This window comes from Azohydromonas lata, assembly GCF_034427735.1.
Lineage (GTDB): Bacteria > Pseudomonadota > Gammaproteobacteria > Burkholderiales > Burkholderiaceae_C > Azohydromonas > Azohydromonas lata.
In genome coordinates, this window is the sequence record NZ_JAXOJX010000061.1 from 1 (window position 1) to 23,047 (window position 23,047).

The 23,047-nt window shown below is 70.5% G+C and carries 1 protein-coding gene (cut by a window edge); it reads right to left on the reverse strand.

Translation table 11 applies throughout. The features are described from left to right. Positions 1–23,047 carry part of the coding region annotated (locus tag SM757_RS26780) for a hypothetical protein (protein WP_322467725.1) on the reverse strand (this coding region is incomplete at both ends). 16,445 nt of the annotated region lie beyond the right edge of the window, so 23,047 of the 39,492 annotated nt are shown.

Sequence of the window (23,047 nt, forward strand, 5' to 3'; positions counted from 1 at the left end):
GCTGCCCAGCAGCACGCTGCCTGCAGCCTTGAGCGTGACGTGGCCCGTGGCGCTGGCGATGTCGCCGTTGACCACCAGGTTGCCGCCCAGCGACTGCACCAGAACGGAGCCCGTGCCGGCGGCGCTCACCGCCGTGCCGGCCACGCCGGCGATGCCGCCGTTGGCCGTGCCGTCGTTCAGCGTCACCGTGCCGCCGGCCACCAACACGATGTGGCCGTTGTTCAGCGACACCAGGTCCGACTGCGCCGCGTCGCTCACCACCGCAGTGGCTGCGCCCGCGCCCAGTTCCGTGACGCTCACGCCCACGCTGTCCACCGTCACCGCCCCGGCGTTGTCCAGGAAGATGCCCGCGCTGTCGGTGCCCGCGCTGCGCGCCGTGAGCGTGCCCACGGCCAGCGTCAGGTGGCGCGCGGCCGTGCCGATGGCGTCGTCAGCCTGCAGCCGCAAGCTCGTCGCCGTGACGTTGGTGGTGCTGCCCAGCGCGTTGGCGACGGCGCCCGTGTCGGCCACCACGCTGACGCTGGTGGCCGTGACGTTGCCCACGGTGACCGTGCTCGCCGCATGCAGCCGTGCGCTGGCGCCCACGACCTGGGCGTCGCCGGCCATGGCCAGCGCGCCGCCTTCAGCGCTGATGGACACCGTGCCCGTGCCGGCCGTGCTCACGTCCACGCCCGTGGCCGTGGCGCTGCCCAGCAGCACGCTGCCCGCAGCCTTGAGCGTGATGTGGCCCGTGCCGCTGGCGATGTCGCCGTTGACGATCACGTCACCGCTCGTGGCCTGCAACAGGATGGAACCCGTGCCGGCGGCGCTCACTGCCGTGCCGGCCACGCCGGCGCTGCCGCCGTTGGCCGTGCCGTCGTTCAGCGTCACCGTGCCGCCGGCCACCAACACGATGTGGCCGTTGTTCAGCGACACCAGGTCCGACTGGTCGGCATCGGCAGCGGCGCTCGTCATGCCGTTGCTGCCGAACTCGACTGCGAGCACACCCGCGGTGCCCACGGTCACGGCATCGTCCTCGCTGACGTAGATGCCTGCGCCGAGGTTGCCATTGCTGCGAGCCGTCAGAACGCTCACGGCCGTCGTGAGGTGACGGTCGGCCGCGCCAATGGCGCCGTCGGCCTGCAAGCGCAGCACGTTCGCCGAGACGTTCTTCGTGCTGTTCGCGGCGTTGAGGATGGCGCCCGCATCGGCCACCAGGCTCACGTTGGCCGCCGTGACGTTGCCCACGGTCATGGTCGTGGCGGCATTGAGGCGTGCGCTGCTGTCGGTGGCGATGACCCAGGCGTCGCCTGCCATGGTGAGCGCGCCACCCTCGGCATCGATGGAGACGGTGCCCGTGCTGGCCGTGCTCACGTCCACGCCCACAGCCGTGGCGCTGCCCAGCAGCACGTTGCCCGCGGCCTTGAGCGTGATCTGGCCCGTGCCGGTGGCAACGTCGCTGTTGACGACCAAGTCACCGCTCGTGGCCTGGATGAGGATGGAGCCCGTGCCCGTGGCGCTCACTGCCATGCCGGACAGCCCTGCCACACCACCGTTGCTGCTGCCATCGTTGAGCGTGACGGACCCGGCGGCCACCAGGACGATAGAGCCCTTGTTCAGCGCCACGAGATCGGACTGCGCGGCGTCGCTGACCGGCGACGTGCTTGCGTCGGCGCTCAGTTCCGTGACGCTCACGCCCACGCTGTCCACCGTCACCGCCCCGGCGTTGTCCAGGAAGATGCCCGCGCTGTCGGTGCCTGCGCTGCGCGCCGTGAGCGTGCCCACGGCCAGCGTCAGGTGGCGGCCGAGCGTGCCGATGGCGTCGTCGGCCTGCAGGCGCAAGCTCGTCGCCGTGACGTTGGTGGTGCTGCCCAGCGCATTGGCAATGGCGCCCGTGTCGGCCACCAGGCTGACATTGGCGGCCGTGACGTTGCCCACGGTGACCGAGGTCGCCGCATGCAGCCGCGCGCTGGCGCCCGTGACCTGGGCGTCGCCAGCCATGGTCAGCGCGCCGCCATCGGCGCTGATGGACACCGTGCCCGCGCCGCCCGTGCCCACGTCCACGCCGGAGGCCGTGGCGCTGCCCAGCAGCACGCTGCCCGCGGCCCTGAGCGTGACGTGCCCCGCGCCGCTGGCGATGTCGCTGTTGACCGACAGGTTGCCGGCCTTCACGTCGATCAGGATGGAACCGCCGCCGTCGGCGCTGACGGCCGTGCCGGCCACGCCGGCGTTGCCGGTGTTGGCACTGCCGTCGTTGAGCGTCACCGCGCCCTGCGCCACCAGCACCACGTTGCCGCCGTTGAGCGCCACCAGATCGGACTGCGCGGCGTCGTCGAGCGCCGAGAGGGCGGCCCCTGCGGCGACTTGCGTCACCGTCACGGCTACGCTATCCACGGTCACTGCGCGGGCCTGGTCCAGGTAGATGCCGGCACTGTCGGTGCCTGCGCTGCGCGCCGTGAGCGTGCCCACGGACAGCGTCAGGTGGCGCGCGGCCGTGCCGATGGCGTCGTCGGCCACCATGCGCAGGCTGTCCGCAACGACGTTGCTGGTGCTGCCCACGGCATTGACGATGGCGCCCGTGTCGGCCAGCAGGCTGACGTTGGCCGCCGTGACATTGGCCAGCGTCAAGGTCGTGCCCGCGCTCAGGCGCGCACTGCTGTCGGTGGCGGTGACGCGGACGTCGCCCGCCATGGTCAGCGCGCCGGCAACGGCCTGGATGAACACCGTGCCGTCCAGCCCGGTGCGCACGTCCACGCCCGTGGCCGTGGCGCTGCCCAGCAGCACGCTGCCCGCGGCCTTGAGCGTGATGTGGCCCGTGCCGCTGACGACGTCAGCGTTGGCGGCCAGGTCGCCGCCGCCCTGGGCCTGCAGCAGGATGGAACCGGCGCCGTTGGCGCTCACGGCGCGGCCGGCCACACCGGCATTGCCGGTGTTGGCCGTGCCGTCATCAAGCGTGATGCCCCCGGCAGCGGTGCGCAGCACGATGCTGCCGTCGCCGGCGGAGGTGACGAGGTCCGACATCTCCACGCCGTCCAGGTCGGCGCTGGTGCCGTCCAGGGCCACGTTCTGCACGGTCACGGCGACCGTGCCCACGGTCAGGCCGCCGGCGTTGAGCACGTTGATGCCGCCGTCCGCGGCGCGTGCGCTGAGCGTGCCGACCGCGGTTTCGATGGCATTGGCGCCCGCGCCCAGCACGCCCACGCCCAGCGCGGCGCTGAGCTTGGCTGCCGCGGCCTGGATGTCGAGCGTGGCGTCGTCCGCGCCAGCGTCGAGGATGCTGCCGGTATCGGCGTAGACCGCGACCTGGCCCGCGGTGCTGATGAGCCCGCCCAGCTGGACATCGGTCTTGCCCTGCACACGGATGTCGCCGCTGCCGGCGCTGAGCGTGCTGCTGGGGCTCAGGCTGAGCACGCCGCCTTGCGCGCGCAGGTCCAGGGTCCCGGCGCCGGCGGTGGCGATGTCGGCGCCCGTGGTGAGCGTCAGGCTGCCGGCGGCCACGAGGCTGACATGGCCGCTGGTGCTGCCGACGTCGGCGCCGGCCTGCAGGCTGCCGCCGGCCATGAGCAGGACGTTGCCGCTGCCCGCGGCGCGCACCGAAGTGCCCGCCACGTTGTCGCCGCCCGCGGCACCGTCGTTGAGCACGAGGTCGCCCGTGACGGTGCGCAGCACGATGGCGCCATTGCCCGCCGTGACGACCAGGTCCGACTGGGCCGCGACGTCGGTTTCGCTCTGGCTGCCCAGGGCCGTGACGCGGCTGACCGTGACGGGCCCCACCGCGTCGACGGCGACGGTGCTGGCGTCGGACAGGTTGATGCCACCGGCGCCGGCACGGCCGCTGAGGCTGGCCACTTCGGTTTCCAGTGCATTGGCGGTCGTTGCGCCGAGCACCCCGATGGCATCCGCCGCCCACAGGCGCAGCGCCTGGGCGTAGACGTTGATGTCGGCGTCGCCGGCCACGCCGGCGTCCACGATGGCGCCGTGAGCACTCGCCACGGCCACCGAGCCCCACGCCGCCTGGTGCGTGAGCACCTTGGCGCTGCGGTCGGCATCGGTGCGGGCATCCAGCACGCCCAGCGTGGCCGTGCCGCCGGCGCTCACGCGGATGTTGGCAGCGCTGGTCTGCAGCGTCGTGGCGGCGTTCATCGTCACCGTGCTGGACGCGCCCAGCGCGGCCACGTCGATGCTACCGCCCGCGCTCATGAGGTGGCCATCGACGCCATAGTTCTGGCTGCCCAAGCTCAGGATGCTCAGGCTGCCGCCGGAGGAGGTCACGGCGGCATTGACGCGAAGCTCGCCCGCGGCCGCCTGCAACAGCACGTTGCCGGCCGCGGCCACGCCCAGCGCGGCCGTGGTGCTGCCGCCGCCGACGGTGAGGTCGCCGGCCGTCGCAACGACGATGAGCGCGCCGCCGCCCAGCAGGTCTTCCCATTCGCCGTTGTGCGACTCGGTGGCACCGGTGTCGCCGACGCGCTGAAGCCCGGCCAGGCTCACGCTGCCGATGACGAGGCCATCGGCCTCGGTGACGAAGGCGCCACCGGTGCCGGCCGAGAGGGCCAGCGTGTCCACCGTGATGTCCAGCGCGTCGGTGCTGGAGCCGATGGCACCGGCCGAGCCGGTGCGGGCATACAGCGTCGCGGCCGTGACGTCATTGTCCGTGTCGCCATCGACAATGCTGCCGCCGGCGATGAGCACCACCGCCGCGGAGCCGGTGGCGATCTCACCCAGCACCAGGTCACCGCCCAGCGCCTGGTAGCGCACATCGGATGCGGCGCTCACCTTGGCGCCGTTGGCCATGGTGATGCCGGTGCCGGCCTCCACGTCCACCGTGCCGGCGCCCGCGGTCGAGATGTCGCCCGCCGCCGCCTGCGCCAGTGCCGCCGCCGCCAGCACCGTGATGTGGCCGCTGCCGCTGCTGATGCCGGCGTTGAGCGCCAGATCGCCCGCCTTGGCCTGCAGCAGCACGTTGCCGCTGCCGTCGGCCGACACGGCGCTGTCCACGCTGAGCGTGCCGGACGAGACCACCACGATGGTGCCGTTGCCCGTGGTGGCCACGCCCGCGAGGGTGGACGCCACGGAGGACGTGCCGCCGAAGACGCTGCGGTTGACGACCAGCGGCGCCACCGCACCCACGCTCACGGCGCTGGCCTCGGCCAGGCTGATGCCGCCCGCGCCGGCGGACAGGGCCAGCACGGCGGCCTCCGTCTCCAGCGCGTTGACGCTGCCCTCGCCCAGGACACCGATGGCGTCGGTGGCCTGCAGGCGCAGCCCGTTGGCGTACACGTTGACCGTCGAGTCACCGGCCGCATCCGCATCCAGGATGCTGCTGCCCGCCACGGCCACGGTGCCCCAGTCGGACTGGTGCGCCAGCACTTCGCCGGCGCGGTCCGCACTGGTGCGCGCATCCAGCACGCCCAGGGTGACCTCGCCCGGCGCCTTCACGACGATGCCGGCGCCGTTGCTGCGCAGCAGCGTGCCGGCAGCCATGGCAATCGTGCCGGCGTTCAAGACCTCCAGCGCAATGCCGCCTGCGCTCTGCAGGTCGCCGTCCACGCCGTAGGTCTGGCTGCCCGTGGTGAGCACGGACAGGTTGCCGTTGCCCGCATCCACGCCGGCGTTGAGGGTGGCCGCGCCGGCCTCCGTCTTCAGCAGGACATCGCTGGCCGCGCTGATCGCCTGGGAAGGCGTTGCGCCTGCGCCATCGAGCGTCAGGTCGCCGGCGCTCAGCGTCAGCATCAGCGAAGCGCCGCTGTTGAGGTCTTCCCAGTTGCCGCTCTGCGCCGTGGCGATGCCCGTGGCCGCCACGCGCTGCAGGGTCGTCAGGCTGACGGCGCCGACCACCAGGCCGTTGCCCTCGCGCAGCACGGCACCGCCCGTGCCGGCAGACAGGGCCAGCGTGCCGACGCTGATTTCCAGCTCGTCGCCCACCGTGCCGATGCTGCCGGCCAGGCCGGACTGTGCGTACAGCGCCACGGCGGTCACGTCGGTGGCGGCATCGCCATCGGTGATGCTGGCGCTGCTGATCAGCGTGACCGTACCGCCGGTGCTCACGATCTCGCTGAGCGCCAGGTCGCCGCCCTGCGCCTGGTAGCGCACGTCCGCGGCGGCGCTCACGCCCGCGCCTGCGGCCATGCTGATGCCCAGGCTGGCCTGGACGTCCACCGAGCCGCTGCCCGCGGTGGTGATTTGGCTCGTGGCGGCCTGCGAGATGCCGCCGCCCAGCGCCAGCACCGTCACATGGCCGCTGCCGCTGCCCAGCGCCGCATTGAGCGCCAGGGTGCCCGCGGCAGCCTGCAGCAGCACGTTGCCGCTGCCGTTGGCGGACACGGCGCTGTCCACGTTCAGGGCGCCCGCCGACAGCACCACGATGCTGCCGTTGCCGGCCGTGCTCAAGCCGGCCTGCGCGCCGGCATCGACCAGGTCGCCGCTGCCGGCGCCGCCCACGTTCGTGACACGGTTGGCCGCCACCGGCGCCACCGAGCCCAGGCTCAGCGCGCTGGCGTCAGCCAGGTTGAGGCCACCCGCGCCGCCCGTGGCGCTGAGCGTGGCCACCTCGGTTTCCAGCGCATTGGCCGTGCCCGCGCCCAAAGCGCCCACCGCATTGCCGGCCGACAGGCGCAGCGTGCTGGCAAAGACGTTGGTGTCGGTGTCACCGGCCACGCCGGCGTCCAGGATGGAGCCGTTGCTGCTGGCCACGGCCACCGAGCCCCAGTCCGACTGGTTCGCCAGGGTCTGGCCTGCGCGGTCCGTGCCGGTGCGCGCGTCCAGCACGCCCAGCGCGACCGTGCCGCCGGCGCTCACGCGGATGTTGGCGCCGGCGGTCTGCAAGACCGTGCCGGCGTCCATGGCAATACCCGCGGCCACGCCGGAGGCCTCCAGCTCGATGGTGCCGCCCGCGACGGTGAGATCGCCGCCGGCGCCGTAAGTCTGGGCCGTGGTGCTGCGCAGGCTCATGCTGCCGGCACCCGTGCTCACGGCGGCGTTGATGGCCAGCCCGCCGTTGACCGATTGCAGCAGCACGTTGCCGCTGGGCGTGGCGATGGCCGAGTTGACGGCAAGCACGCCCGCGGCACCCGTGCCGCTGCGCAGCACGATGGCGCCGTCGCCACTCAGCGTGAGGCCGGCGAGCGAAGCCGCTTCGGCCAGGGCCGAGCTCGTACCCAAGTTGGAGACCCGGTTGACCGTGACGGCGGCGACGCTGTCCACGGCCACGCCGTCGCGCTCGGACAGGAACAGGCCCCCCGTGGTACCGGCTGCCGCAAGCGCATCCACGCTCAGCTCGATGGCGTTGGTGGAGGTGCCGACGGTGCTCGCGGCCAGGCGCGCGCTGCCTGCGCTGATGTTGACGACCTGCGCGGCCGCATCGGCGTCCGCGTCCGTGATCTGGGTCGCGGCGATGACGCTGACGGCGCCCGTGCCGGCGCTGAGCTGGCCTAGCACCACGCTGGAGCCGGACTTCAGGCGCAGCGCGCCGTTGTTGACCGACAGCGAGGAGCTTGCGCCCATGGTGATGGGGCCGGCGGCCTCGACGTCCACCGTCTTGCCCGCGCCCAGCGCGTTGACCTGGGCCGTCATGCCGGCATTGGTGCCCAGGTTCAGCGCCGCGGCGGACAGCACGGAGATGTTGCCGCTGCTGTTGAGCTTGCCTTCGATGTCGATGTCGCCGGCCAGCGTCTGCAGCAGGATGTTGCCGCTGTCGGCCGTGCCGGTGGCGGTGGAGCTGATGCCGCCAGTGACGGTGAGCTTGCCGGTGCTCAGCACCAGCGAGACGCGACCGGCATCGGCGACCACGCCGCCCAGGCTCAGGCCCAGCGGTGCGTCCGCGGGCGGCAGCGAGCCCTTGATGGTGAGGTCCGTGGCCTCGACGATGAAGATGCCGCCGCTGGTGGTGTCGGTGGCCACCAGGGTGCCCACTCGGGTTTGCAGCTCGGCGGCTGCGGCGCCAATGCCGTTGGCGGCATAGAGCAGTGCGTCGGCGCTGTCGCCGTCCAGGTTGGGGCCGGTGCCGCCGAGGTTGTCGATGATGGCGCCGCCGGTGCTGGTCACCGTCACGCCCACCTGCACCGTCACCTTGCTGAGCTTGATGTTGCCGCCGGCCTGCAGGCTGGCGCGGCCGCCCGTGCCGGCGGAGGTGATGCCGGTGCCGTCGGCCATGGTCAGGGCGCCGCCGGCCACCAGCGCCACGGTGCCGCCGCTGCTGCCCAGGCTGCCGGAGACGAGGTTGCCACCCAGGCTGATGTCGCCGCCGGTGGCCGTCAGGGCGAGGTTGCTGCCGGTGGCGGTGGCGTTGAGATGGACGCCGGTGGCGGTGGTGAGGGCGTTGGCCGCCTTGAGCGTGAGGTCGCCCTGGCTGGTGATGGCCTGGTTGACCACCAGGTTCTTGCCGCTGCCCTGCGCCTCGATGCTGACCGTGCCCGTGCCGGCGTGCGTCACGCCCGTGGTGGCCACGCCGTTGAGCGACAGCGCGGCGCTGTTGCTCACGGTGCCGGACAGCACGGTGACCGTGCCGCCCTTGGCGACGAGGCTGATGGCGCCGCTGCCGGTGGACAGCGTCTGGGACAGGTTGGCGATGCCGACGTCGCCGCTGATCTGGGTGTTGGTGAAGCGTCCGTAGGGAGCCGAGGTGCGCGCACCGTTGACCACCAGGCTGATGTCGCCCTGCCCCGAGTTGGACACCGACAGCAGCGGCGTCTCGACGGAGCCCAGGCTCACGCCGGTGGCGGCCTGGACCTTGAGGTCCAGGCTGCGCAGCGCTTCGCCGCTCTTGCCGTCGGCCGTGGCGTCGGACTGCGTGATGCGGCCCGTGGCCGAGTACAGCGTGATCGAATCGGCCTCCAACTCGTTGGCGATGTCGATGTTGCTGACGGCATCGAGCGCGATCTTCTTGCCCGATGCCACGCGCACGATCCAGCTGTCGTAGCTGTAGTCGCTGACGTTGATCTGGCCGCCGTAGATGGCGACGTTGCTGCGGAAGATCGGGTTGGTGCCGTCGTTGTTGGCGCCCAGCGTGACCGTGCCGGAGAGCGTGGACACGTCCGCATGCGTGACGCCGTTGGACGTGGTGGCGTAGCCGATGGTGATGCTGCTGAAGGCCGAGTTCAGCGTGCGCAGCTCGGCCATCTCCAGGTTGAGCACGTTGTCGGTGTCCACGCCGTCGGGCGAGCCCACGGCAATGGATTCGCCGCGGGTCGTGGGCCGCAGCGTAACGCTGCCGGTGCCCGTGACCGCGCCCGTGGCCATGCTCAGGTCGATCTCGTCGCCTTCGAGCAGCAGGTTGCCGCCGCCGTCGAGCCGGATGCTGCTGGCGCTGCCGAAGTAGATGCTGCTGGTGCCGGTGATGGTGAGGTGGCCGCCGTTGAGCAGGCGCACGCCCTTGCTGAAGACCACCGACCCCGTGGCGTTGATGGAGAAGTTGCCGTCGATCGTGACCATCTCCTGGAAGGTCACGTTGTTGGCCTGGGTGATGGTCAGGCCGTTGAGGTAGTCGGTTCCGGCTTCCTTGGCCGAGGTGATTTCGGAGATGACGTTGATGTTGCCGCCGGCCGTCAGCGTGAGCTTGTCGGTGGTGGACGTGCTGTCGCCCACCATGAAGAAGCCGTAGCCGTTGGTGCCGAGGGTGATGTCGGCCACCGACGTGATCTTGCGGTCGCCCGCGATCCGCAGCGAATCGTTGACCGTGACCGAGCCGGCCGTGGCGTTGACGTCGGCCGAGAGCCTGGTGGTGTGGCCCGAGCCGAAGATCGTCAGCGAGGGCGCGCTCAGGTCGGAGCCGATGGAGACTTCACCGCCCGTGCCATCGGCGTAGAGCGTGGTGGGCGCATTGAGGACGATGCCGCTGCCGTCGCTGTTGCCGATGTGGATGGTGTTGGAGCTGCCCGCGCCGCCGATGACGATGTTGCCGAAGCCATCGCCGATGTTGCCGAGGTCCTTGGTGTCCAGGTTCAGCGACGAGCCGCCGGTGCTGGTGTCGCCAATGACGATGGGCGTGCTGCCGTCGGACGGCTTGACCGTCAGGGTGGCGCCTGCGCTGTGCAGCGTGGCGTCGATGTCGACGTCGTTGGCCACGATGGTGATGTCCTGGCCGGCGGCATCGACATTGGAGCCGATGGACTGCTTGCCGGCCAGGCTGATCACGTTGGTGGTGCCGCCCTGCGAGCCCGCCGTCGCCGGGTCGGACCCCGTGCCCACGTTCACCGCGCCGGTGGTGACCACCGAGACGTTGGCGCGCGTGCCGCTGCTGGCGATGACGGTGGAAGCGTCCGCGAAGATGGCGGCCGGGCTGATGCCATAGCCGAGGGTCTTCTGGCCGATCTCGCCGCTGGCCGTGAGCGTGAGGGTGCCGCTGGTGGTCTGCACGTAGGCGCCACCGGCCGAGCGCAGCGTGGTGCCGTTGCTCAGGCCGTGCAGCAGGGTGTCGCTGGCGGTGAGGTTGGCGCCCGTGACCGCGCCGCTGGCCTGGTCGACGGCGAACTTGCCGTTGCCCAGCGCCCAGGCCAGGTCCGGCCCCGCGGCGGTGTTCCATTGCGCGGTGGAGCCCAGGATCGAGCCGTCCACGGCACGCAGCGAGATGTCGGCCGTGCCGTTGGGCTCGGCCGTGGCGCGGATGCCCGCGCCCAGCGTGATGTCGCCCTTCTCGGCCCCGAGGCTCACGTCGCCGCCGGTGGTGGCGATGGCCGTGCCGTTGGCCGCCCCCAGGCTGATGGCGCCCTGCCCCGCGTAGAGGCTGACGTTGCCGGTCGTGGCCGAGATGCCCTGGCCGGCATCCAGCACGTGGATGTCGCCTCGCTGGGTACGGATGTCCACGCTGCCGCTGGCGGCCTGGTGGACTTGCTGGATGTCGACGCTGTCGACTTCCTCGACCGCTATCGCGCCGATGCCGCTGTTCCAGAGATCCATGGTTTGTACTTTGACTTCGAGCGATTGACCGCTGGCACCGATGCCGGCGGTCGAAGTGATCTTCAACGTCGCGTTGGACGCCACGATGTCGGTGATGCCGTCGCTGAACGACACGATGCCACCGCCTCGTATGACGAGATCGCCTGAATAGCGGGTGGTCAGGCGGCCAACGGTGACGAGGCCGTCGGCGTCCAGCGTGATCGAGCCGGTGCCGGCATCGACCAGCGTGTCGCTGCCCATGGCGAGCGCGCCGGTGCCGGCGTCCAGGCTGATGCTGCCGCCCGCCGTGCTGAGGTCGCCGGCGTCGCTCAGGACCAGGCCGCCTGCGGCGTTGAGCGTGATCGCGCCGGACTGCGTGGAGATGCCGGCATTGATGCTGAGCACGCCGCCGTTGCTGGTGCTCAGCGACACGCCGTGCGTCTGCACCCCGGTGGCCGCCACGGCGGCGTTGAGGGTGAGGTTGCCGCCGGCCTGCACCAGCACGGCGTCGCCGGTGGTGCTGCGCAGTTGGTCGATCACCAGCGCGCTGGCCTCGTAGACGCTGATGGCGCCGCCCGCCACGATGCTCAGCGCTTGCGCGTCGATGGTGGCGCCGGCGCTGCCCAGCGTCACGCCCTTGCCGGCCTCGATGGTCACGGTACCGGCCGCGTTCATGCTGCCGATGCTGACCTTGCCGGTCTTGGAGACGATGTGCACCGAGCCGCCGGCGTTGTTGCCGGTGACGATGATCTGGCCGATGACCACGTCGCCGTAGGCTTCGATGTCGATGTCGCCGCCATCGAGCGTCAGCGTCGTGATGGTCAGGTTCGGGCTGCCGGCATCCTGCTGCAGGATGGTCAGGTCGCTCTTGTCCTGAACTCCGGCTCGCGTGCTGAGCGTGACGGCCAGGTTCTTGACGGCCGTCGTCATGGTCAGGTTGTCGGCCGCGGTCACGCTCATGCTGCCCGCGGTGACCTTGCCGCCCAGGGTGATGCCCTTGCCCGCCGTGAGCGTGACGTTGCCCGCGCCGGTGCCCACGTTGAGATCGGTGGCCACCACGAGAGACCCGCCCGCCCCGAGGCTGATGAGCTCGTTGTCCTTGCTGGGCAGGTTGACGACCGTCAGGTTGCCCGTGGCCTGGAGCGCGTACTGGTCGACCGGCGTCTGGTCGGGCACGACCAGCACGTAGTCGCCCTGCTGCGTGAGCTGCGACACCGCGCCGTCCAGCCCCGACGCCGAGACGTCGAAGCTGCGGTTGATGGCGCTGCCCGTGAGCGTGAGCTTGAGATGGGCCGCGTCGACAGTGACGCCCACCACGCCGCCAGCCTCGAGCTTGGTCTTGAACGACTGCAGCACCGAGCTCCAGGTGGAGCTTGCGTCGGCATCCACGCGGTAGGTGTTGGCGTCGATGGTGACGAAGTAGCTCACGCCGGCCTTGGGCGTGCCGCTGAAGGTCAAGGTGCTGACCTGCGCACGCGGCGCGTTGTGCACCAGGTCCACGGCCACCAGCGGCGTGGTGCCCTCGTCGCTCACCGCGCCGTCCACCTCCTGCGTCAAGGTGGCCACCACCTGCGCCTCGGTGATCTGGAACGCGACGTTGGCCGTCTGCGCCGTCAGGGTGAGCGTGCGCGAGGCGGCATCGCCGCTGACCGTGATGAGCGTGCCGGTGAAGGACATGCCTTCGGCCGCGGCGGCGGCCTGGGCCGCCGTGACGGCACCCTGCTGGCCGGCCTCGATCAGCGTCTTGAAGCGCGCGAAGACGGACGCCCAGTCGGCGCTGACGCCGTCCTGGCCCACGGTCACGACGTAGTCGACGCTGTTCACGGTGAGAGCCAGCTTCAGGCCGTTGGCCAGGGTGTAGCCCGCGCTGGACGGGCTGGCGAACACCACCTTGCTGACCTGGGCCACGCTGGTGCCGGCCGCGATGGCCGGCACAGCCGGATCGCTGGAGACGGCCGCGCGGCTGCCCACGCTCACCGCGTTGACGGTGAACGGGGTGTTGTTCTGCAGCGCCGTGAGCGTGAGGCTCTGGCCGGCGGTGTTGGCGGTGACGGCGACCTTGCCATCGGCCTCGATGAGGCTTTCCAGGCCACCGAGCACGCCGCTCCAGCTGTTGGCCACGTTCAGGCTCAGTGCCGTGGCGGACAGGCCGCTGGCACTGCCGGCGCTGGCCAGCGCCGAGACCAGCCCGTTGAGCACGTCCGAGGCGCTGGAGTTGGCGGCGGTGTAGGACACCGTCACGCTGCCCACCGTCAGCTTGAACTTGTAACCGGCCTGCAGCGGCATGCCGGTGAGGTCCAGCACCCGCGACAGCGCCGAGCCCTGGGCCGTCACGCGCACCGAGCTGACCCAGGTGCGCACCGAGGGCGGGCTGGTGACGCTGACGTCCGACTCGTCGGTGATGTCCAGGCTGATGGGCAGGCTCGAAGCCGCGCTGCCGAACGTCAGGTAGTGGTTGTTGGCGCCGCTCTGGACGGAATAGGCCTTGCCATCCACGACCACCGTGTAAGTGGTGCCCGCGGACACGCTGCCGCTGAAAGCCAGGGTGCTGACCTGCTTGTGCGTGGCATCGGCCACCGTGGTGGGCGAGCGGCCGGCATCGCTGACGGCGCTCACGGCGCTGACCGCGGCACCGTTGACGGTGAAGGCGGTGTTGATGACGTGGGCCTGCAGCGTCAGGCGCGCAGCGGAGGTTTCCACCGACTCGACGATGGCGCCGGTGCCCGAGGCGCCGCTGAGCGTGCAGCTGATGGCCGCGGTATCGGCGCCGCTGGTGATGAGCAGCTCGCCGCTGTCGGACACCTCCACGCCGTACTTGGCGATGCTGCCCGCCTTCAGCGCGGCGAGCCGGTCGCCGAGCTGGTGCGCGTAGTAGCCACCGTCCATGCCCACGTCACCGCTGCCGACGGTGAAGCTGACGCTGTCGGTGCCCACGGTCAGCGTGAGCGTGTCGCCCGGGGCGGGTTGCACGCCGGCGAGGTTCACCAGGCGCGTGTGCAGCACGTTGACCGCCTCGCCGGTCTCGATGAGCGCGTCCAGCGCCGTGGCCACCGAGGACCAGGTCTGCGCCACCGTGGCGGTGGTGGCCGACGCGCCGTAGGTGGCGTCGCTGTTGATCGCCGTGGCCAGCTTGCCCGAGAGGGAGGCCAGCGTGTCGCCGGCCTGCACCGCCACGTCGAAGCTCTTGGCGCCGATGTTCAGCACGAAATGGTTGCCCACGGTCACGGGCAGCCCGGTGAGGGCCAGCCGCTGGCCCGCCAGGCTCGACGGCGTGAGCGTCGCCGGGGCCGACAGGCTGATGGCCTGCAGGGTCTGCACCGTGGTGGAGATGGCGTCCGTGAGCGGGTCCACGCCGCCGGCCGCGCCGTCGCTGAGCGTGATCACGCCGTTGCTTTGCGTGGCGTTGAGTCCGCTGGTGGCGTCGAGCGCGTCGGCGATCTGCTGCGCCAGGTTGCCGCTGGCGTAATCCACGGTCACCGAGACGCTGCCCACGCTGATGATGTAGCGCGCACCGGCCTGGGCCGTGAGCGCGGAGACGTCGAGCGTGCGGTCAGGCGGCGTCTGCGAGGTGGTGGTGGCCGCGTTGGCCCTGCTGCCATCCTGCAGGGTGATGCTGATGACCGCGCCGGAGCGGGTGGCCGCGTAGGTGCTGCTGTCGTCGATGGCCTTGCGCAGCTTTTCGGCCAGCGCGGCATCGTCGTCGCCCTGGGCCGCCTGCACGGTGAAGGCCACGCCGCCGAGGGTGGCGGTGTAGCTGGCGCCGGCCACCTCGCTCCACCCTGCCGCGTCGATGCTCAGCGGGGAGTTGCTGGTGGAGGCCGTGACCGTGGCAGTGCCCAGGCTGCCTGCCACCGTGCTGGCCGTGGCGGTGCCCAGCGCGCTGGTGCCGGTCCAGGCCTTGACTTGCACGCTGATGCCCTGGGCGCCGGTGCCGGTCAGCCACAGCGAGGCATTGGCCCCCACGCGCACGGCGTACTCGTGGCCATTGATCACCACGCTGTAGTCGTAGCCGCTGGCCACGCTGTTGGCCGGATTGAACTCCACCAGCGAGCGTTGTGCGGCGGAGGTGCCCGCGGCGGTGGCGGGCACCTGGCCGTCGTTGGTCAGGGCACCGGTAACCACCTGGCTGACGGGCTGGGTCACCGTGACGCCACTGAGCGTGAATGGCGTGTTCGGCTGCCTGGCGTCCAGGTAGAGCGCAAACACGTTGGCGTCCACGGTCACGTCGATGCCGGCCTGGTCGGCTTCGATGGCGGTGGCCAGGCGCTGCAGCACGTCCACCAGGGACTCGCCATTCTGGCTCGTCACCGTGCTGGCCTTGCCGTCGATGGTGACGGCGTAGGTCTGGCCGGCGGCAATGGTGTTTGCGAACAGCACGCGGCTGCGCTGGGTCACGTCCGTTCCCGCCTCGACCGTGGTCGTGGCCTGGACCTGCAAGGTGCCGCCGCCCGCGCTTTGGGCAGCGTTGTTGCCCACGGTGCGTTCGGTGGCCGCGTTGGTGCTGATGAACGCGGTAGCCGCCTTGTTGATGACGCGGACCTCGACCTCGTCGCCCGTGCCCTCGTCCATGGCCTGCGACAGCAGCTTGGCCGACTGCACGGTGGGCGCGATGATCTTGACGTTGTAGCCGTACAGGTCGGCCGCGGACTGGTCGAAGGCCGACCCGCCGGTGAGCACGCCATTGGCGTCGCGCTGCAGCGCCGCAAGCTCCTTGACCGTGCCGGCCGCCTCCACGACCACGCTGCCGTACTGCTTCTGGGCGCCGGCATTCACGGCGGCCTCGACCAGGTCGACGTACAGGTTGCCGCCGGCGCGCAGCTCGATGTTCTTGCCGCTGGCGTCGACGAAGTTGCGCACCTCACGCACGCTCATGTCGCGGCCGGTCTTGATGGTGATGGCCCCGTCGTAGGCGGTGACGGCGTCGACCAGCAGGTCGTCGGACTCGTTGATGAGCACGTTGCCGGTGCCGCTGGAGGCGACGGCGATGCTGTTGACCAGCGTGTTCAACTGCACGCCGCTGGCGGCCGTCACGTCCAGGTGGTCTGCCACGAAGACGGAAGCCCCGTCGGCATTGACCTGCGCGGCATTCACCGTGATCACGCCCGTATCGGCGCGAACGATACCGCTGACGACGGTGAGCACACCGCCCACCTGGAGCCGAACGTTGTCGGCCGCCGTGTAGCCGCTCAGGCCGCCGACGAAGCCGCTGAGCGTGAGGCCGCTGCTGACGTCGACGCTGATGTCGTGCTTGGCACGCAGCTCGAAGTTGCTGGCCGGCAGCGCGTTGGCCTGGATATGGATGTAGCCCGAGGCCTGCGTGGTGGTGGAGAAGAACGTGAGGTCCGTCTTGCCGGCGCCCTGCGTGATGCTCACCACCTTGCCCGCGGCGCTGGCCGCGTAGCCCGACAGCGCCGCGATGCGCGCGGCCAGCGCCGCCGCGACGTCGGCCGCCGTGTCGCCGGCGCTGGCGGTATAGACCGCCACCGGCGCGGTGTCGCCGCTGCCCAGCAACACGCCGTAGCTGTTGCCCGCCACGATGGACACCGAGCCCAGGTCGACGGTGCGCAGCGCGTTGACGCTGGTGGACGAGGGCTGGTTGACGATGTTGCCGCTGTTGACCGCGATGGCCTTGTTGATCAGGCGCTCGCCCTTGGCCTTGATGACCACCGTGCCGATCTTGCCGCCGACGGCATCGGCCGTGGCCTGGATGGTGCCGCCCGTGATGTTCACGTCGGCACCGGAGACCAGCTCCAGGCGGTCGCGCGCGGTGAGCGTGCCGGTGATGGTCAGCGAGGCACCGCTGTCCAGGATCAGCGTGTCGGCGCTGAGGCTGCTGGGCAGCTTCTCGGTGAGGGTGCCGCGGGTCACGTTGCCGTTGGCATCGATCTGCGGCACGCCAAACGTGAACTGCCCTGCCGCGCGGTACTCCATCCAGCCGCTGGCGTTGAAGAACTGGTAGAGCTGGATGTCCTTGGCGGCGCTGAAGGCCACGCCGCCGTTGTAGTCCAGCGAGTTGTTGGCCGTGGGCAGGCCCACGCTCCAATCGGTGGGCTTGACCACCACCACGGAATCGGTGGCGCTGCTCAGGCGCAGCATGTCGCCGCGCACCAGGCCGTCGGCGCCCACGCGCAGCGTGGACTGGGCCGAGAGGTCCACCACGTGCGCCAGCGACTTGGCCGTGGCGCTCTTCGTGACGGTGGCTCGGACGACGTCCATGCCGACGGACTTCTCCAGCGCACCGTCCACATCGGACACGCTGATGCCCGCCGTGGCCACCGTGGAAGCGGTGTCGATGGCGGCATCCAGGCTGTTGATGGCCACGTCCAGGCCGACGATGCCGCTCCAGGCACGCAGCGTCAGGCGGTCGGCCACCAGGTCCACGCCGAAGTCCGGGCCGGTGGAGACGGCGGCGGTGACGCGGGTGCCGTCTGCGCGCGTGACGCTGATGACCGTGCCGCTGAGCGATGCCGCGTAGTCGCTGCCGGCATCGATGGCCGAGGCGATGGCCTGGGCCAGCGACGCAGCGGTGTCGCCGCTGCTCGCGGTGACGCTGAAGGTGCTGCCGCCGATGGTGACGCTGTAGGCCTTGCCGGCGATGGGGTTCCAGCCGCCCGCGTGGATCTGCAGGTCCGTGTCGGCCGTCGAAGCGGCGACCAGCACGGTTTGTGCGCCGCCGGTGACCGGTGCGCTCACGCGCCCGCCGCCCGCGGTGTTGACGGTGATGCTGGTGCCCGTGCCGGCAGCCTCGTAATCGGCGCTGGCATCGATGGCCGCGCGCAGTACCTGCGCCACGCTGGTGGCGCTGTCGCCCGCCTGGGCCGTGTAGCTGAACAGCGTGCCACCGATGGTGATGCCATAGACCTGGCCCGCCGTCACGCTGGCGCCGGCGGTGCGGATGGTCAGCGGCGTCGTCGCGGTCGACAGCTCGACCTGGATGCTGCCGTTGGAAGCACTGACCGTGGCGGCCGCGGTGACGCGGCTGCCGTCCTGCTGGGCCACGCTGAGCGTGGTGCCGGCGATGTTGGCGGCATAGCTGCCGCTGTCGTCGATGGCCTTGGCCAGGGCACGGGCCACGGTGCCGAGCGTGTCCGTGGCGGAGGCCGTCACGCTGAACGCCGTGCCGCCCACGGTGATGGTGTAGACGGCGCCGGCGGCCACGCTCCAGCCGGAAACGTCGATGCTCAACGCCGTGCCGGCCTGCGAGGGCGCCACCGTGGCATAACCCGCGGCCGTGCCGTCCTTGACGGATTCGACGATGCGCCCGCCCGTGGAGACCAGGGTGATGTCGCCCGCCGAGCTGACGGACGTCGCCTTGGCGCCGTTGATCACCGGCGCCTCGGTGGCGCTGGCCAGGTAGATGCCCGCCGAGGCATGGCCCACCAGGATGTCGCCCGCGGCGGTGACCATGAGGTCGTTGGCGTCGAGGTTGGACAGCAGGTTCACGCGGGTGAGCTGCAGCTCGCCGCCGGCCGTGACGGTGAGGTCGCCGTTGGCGATCTCGGTACCCGTGAGCTCCAGACGGCGCGTGCCTTGCTTGAGGTTCACGTCGCCGGCCCCGCGGGTCACCAGGGACACGGTGTTGGCGTTGGTCTCCAGCGCCACGAGCTGCGTGCCGGCCGAAGCGGCCTGCGAAGCGGCGAACAGCGTCAGCGTGTCGGCCACGATGCGGGTGGAGGCGCGCTGCGAGACGACGCCTTCGGCGTGGAGGTCCACGTCGCCACGGGCGCCGGCCACCGGCGTGCCGCCGGCGACGTAGCCCACGACCAGGTCACCCACGGTCAGGTTCGACGACGTGCCACCCACTTGGTAGGTGGCCAGCTCGATGTCGTTGGTGTCGCTGGTGCCCAGCGTGCGCGCTGCGACGACGTCCAGGGCGCCGTAGTTCTTGACACGGATGGCGCCATCGCGGGCTTCCGCCAGCGTCAGCGTCATCGCGGACTTGTTGACCAGCTCGATGCTGCCGGCGCCCGAGAGCACGAGCTTGTCGACCGTACCGGCCAGCGTCTGCAACACGATGCCGGTCTCGGCGGTGACGACGAGGTGGCTGGCCGTGACCAGGCCGCTGATGACGGAGACCTGTTCGTCGTCGCCGGTACCGACCGTGCCGTGGGTATCGATGGACGAGAGCTTGGTCTGCGTCACCGAGCCCTTGGCGGCGCTGAGCTGCACGAGGCCGGAGGCGGCGCTGAGCTCCGACTGGTCCATGCGGATGCTGCCGCCCAGCTTGCCTGCGGAGAGCTTCAAGTCGCCGCTGGTGGCCACGAGTTGCGTGTCCTGGTCCGCGGTGATGCTGCCGTCCAGCGCCTTGGTGCCGCTGGTGTAGGCGTTGGCGCCGAGACTGCCGTCCGCGCCGGCCATGACCGAGACGGACTGCGCCGTGACGCTGCCGCTGAGCGTGATGTTGCGGTCGGAGCTGACGAGCACCGTGTCCAGCGTGGCGCCGCTGGCCGCCTTGATGGTGCCGCCCAGGTTGAGTTGCTGCCCCGCGTTGAGCGAAGCGGTGGCTGCGCCCTGGCCGGAAACCTGCGTGCCCAGCAGCGTCACGGAGTCATCCACGCTCAGGGCCGAGCCGGACACCAGCTTGAGGCTGTTGGCCGACAGCCGCGTATCGACCTGGCCCGTCGTGGTGATGCCGTCGCTGGTGAAGCTGGTGGTGTTGCCGCTGAGCAGCAACTGCGACTTGGCGCTGATGGAGATCTGCTCGGACGCCGACAGCTTGCCGCTGACGGACACGTTGCTGCCGGCCTCGATCACGAGGTTGCCGGCGCTGAGCGAATCGCCGCTGCCCACGCCGCGCGCGACCACGGCGTCGTAGGTGACCGTGGTGACGAGCTGGGTCTGTTCCGCGTAGACCGGCACTTCCTTCCAGACCGTGACCGTCTGCAGCTTCTCGACCTTGACCTTCTGGACGCTGGTCTTGTAGACGGGGCGGTAGTCAAACACGTCCTCGGACTGCTTGGAGACGCTGTAGCTCAGCTTCTCGCGCCGGTCGTAGACGTTGTTGACGTGCGAGGTCCAGCCGTAGGTGTAGTTCTGGAAGTTCTCGTAGCGGTTGCCGTAGAGCTTGGCGGAGCTGACGATGTCGTTGCCGATGTCGCCGGAGCTGCCCAGCCAGTAGTCCGTGCTGTAGTAGGTGGCGCTGCGGCCGCCGTAGTTGGCGTGCTCGAACAGGACGATCTTGTAGGTCTTGATGCCCACGAACAGCGAGGACGCCTCGTCGTTCCAGTGGTTGCCCACGTAGCTGTAGTAGCCGGACTTGGCATCGAAGTGGAAGGCGTCGCCGCTGAGGTTGATGTCCCAGTTCATGCGGCTGAGGTCAGGACCCCAGTCCGTGGAATTCTGGAAGCCCATGGCGTAGCCGACGTTGCGCACGCCCGCGTCGCGCGTGGCCTTCCACACCAGCGTGCCGGTGGTGTTGGCGTTGCGGAACGAGTCCACATAGTCGGACACGCCGGTGACCCAGTTGGTGGCGCGGTTGCCGCTGTCGGTCGTGCCCGAGAGGTCGCGGGTCACGGACGAGGAGCCGCTGTAGGTCCAGTACGGGTTCTGGGAGAGCGTGTAGGCGTTGGCGGACTGCGTGTTGAGAATGGCGCTCAGGCCCGGCGTGGCCGTGTCGTTGGCCAGCGTGTACACGCGCTGGCCGTTGGCGCTGTAGCTGGCCGTCCACATGCCCGCGGAGTTGTCGAAGTCCACGGCCTCGATGTCACCCGCGCCGGTATAGGCCGACTTGGTCTGGGTGTAGAGGACGTCGGCCTTCTCGACGTAGGAGCCCGCAAGCTCACCGGCGATGAAGGTTTGGCCTTGCGCCTCGCGCTGCTCCTTGTCGTACTGCGTCAGCCACGTGCCGTTGCTCTGTCCGTCCTTGGTGGTGTCGTTGTACAGGTATTGCGTCGGGCTCTTGGTCGTGACGCTGAGGATGGCGTCCTGCGCGCCCTGCGGCATGACGATGTACTTGTTGCGCCAGCCGTCCACGTCCACCCAGAACACCTTCTGGGCGTTGTCCTTCCAGGACGGCTTCACCGTCTTGCCGTCGCTGCCCACCTGGCCCTCGCTGAGCACGCTGGCCGTGCCGTTGATGGTCTGGTTGAGCTTCCAGTTGCTGTAGCCGAACTGGTAGATCGGCATGTAGCCGGTGGCGTTGAGCACGGCCCAGCGCTGCGCGTCGGTAAGCTGCGTGAAGCTCAGGTACTTGTTGCGCGCAGCATTGACCTGGGTGAAGTCGCTGGTCGGCACGTCGTCGCCGCTGACGTGGCGATCCTTGTTGGCGGCCGTGCCGTCGCCGGCGTTGTACCAGTTCACGACCGGCTTGGTGCCGTCGCTGCGCGAGGAGCGGCTGTCGTTGACGTAGTCCACGCCCTCGACCAGCACCTCGACGAACTTGTTCAGCCGTGCGTTGTAGTAGCCGAGCTGCGTGAGCTCGACGTCCATCGTCTCGTAGCGGCTGCCGACCTTGACGAGCTCGGTGCCCGTCTGCTCGGTGACCAAGGTGTCCACATAGGAGACCTGCGGCACCAGCGTCGTACCGGCGGCCACCTTGACCGTGCCCACCACCACCTGGACCTTTTGCTCCGTGGTGGTGTAGTTGGGCCTGAGCACCGTGGTGACGCTGGCGACGTTGGCGCTGGCGTCCACGGTGACGTTGGCACCGGCTTGCAGCGTCACGGTGCCCGCTGCGTCCACGAGGCCCTGGTTCTTGACCAGGATGTCGCCACCCGTGAGCTTGGGCGCGGTGGACTCCAGCGTCGCACGCGGCAGGCTCAGGTCCACGCCGGCGCGCACGGTGACGTCGCCGTTGGACAGCACGGTGCCGTCGATGAGCACCGTGGCGCTGGCGTCGAACAGCGCGCGGCCCGTGGTGCCGGTGACCTGCACCGTGCCGCTGATGGTCATGCTCGGCGCCATCAGGTGCAGCAAGGCATCGGCCTTGGCGATGGCCGGGTCCAGCCCCGCGAGATCGGCGCGTCCGGACAGCAGCAGCGACTTGCGCGCGGTGAGCACCAGCTCCGAGCCTGCACCGGTGGCATAGACATAGCTGCCCGACAGCAGGTTGACGCTGCCGCCCTGCACCGTCAGCGCGTCGCGCAGGTTGACGTTGCGCATCAGGTTGACGTCGCCCGCGAGGGAAACGATGCGCATCTGGCTGACCTTGGCCTGGCCCAGCGAGGCGCCCAGCACCTCGCGCTGGCCCACCACGCCGGTGACGGTGATGCCGTCCACCGCTTCGAGGTCGATGGAGCCGCCGGCGTTGGTGTCCAGCGTGCCCCCGGACTTGTACTGGCCGTTTTCGACGACGACTTCCTGGACGTAGATGCCCACATGCGTGGAATCGATGCCGCCACGCAGCGTCAGGCTGTCGGCTGCGCGCACGAGGCCGCCCACGTCGATGAGCGATTGCGAGCGCAGCGTGATGTCGCTGCCCGCGTCCAGCGCCGTGATGGCGCCGCGCACCAGCAGATCACCGTCGGTGACGATGGTGATGCGGCCGTCGGCCAGCGCATCGGATGCCGCGGCCGTGACCAGGGCCGAGCCCGGTGCGGCGCTCTGCGCCGTGGCCATGGTCCCGGTGAAGGCGCTGCCGTTTTGCAGGCGGATGGTCACGATGGTGCCCACGCGCGTGGCCGCCAGCGTGGGGCTGGCCTCGATCTGGCGAGTGAGCTCGCGAGCCAGCAGCTCGGCCGTGGTGCCCTTGCCCGCGGTGACGCTGTACGTGGTGCCCGCCAGCGTGACGCTGTAGGTGGCTCCGGCCACCGGCACCCAGCCGGCGGTGTTGAGCGTTGCTGCCGTGGCGCCTTGCGCGGCCGTCGTGACGGCGTTGCCCAGCGCGCCGTCGAACACGGCGCTGGTGGTGATGGCCGCCGCGGTGCGGCTGAACGTGATGACGGTGCCGCTGCGCTGTGCCGCGTAGGCGCCGGAGCTGTTGAGGGACGCCGTGAGGCGGTCCAGCAGCGTGCCCAGGCTGTCGCCGGCCTGGGCCACCTGCGTGAAGGCCTGGTTGCCCACCGTCACGCTGTAGCTGGCGCCCGTTGCGAGCTGCCACTTCGTGGCATCGACACGCGTGGCCACGCTGGCCGTGCCCGTGTTGCCGGCCTGCGTTGCGGACAGCGCGCCGCTGTAGGCACTGCCGTTCTTGTTGGTGATCGTGAGCTTGTTGCCGGCGCTGGAGGCCGACAACGTGGTGCTGGCGTTGATCTGGCTC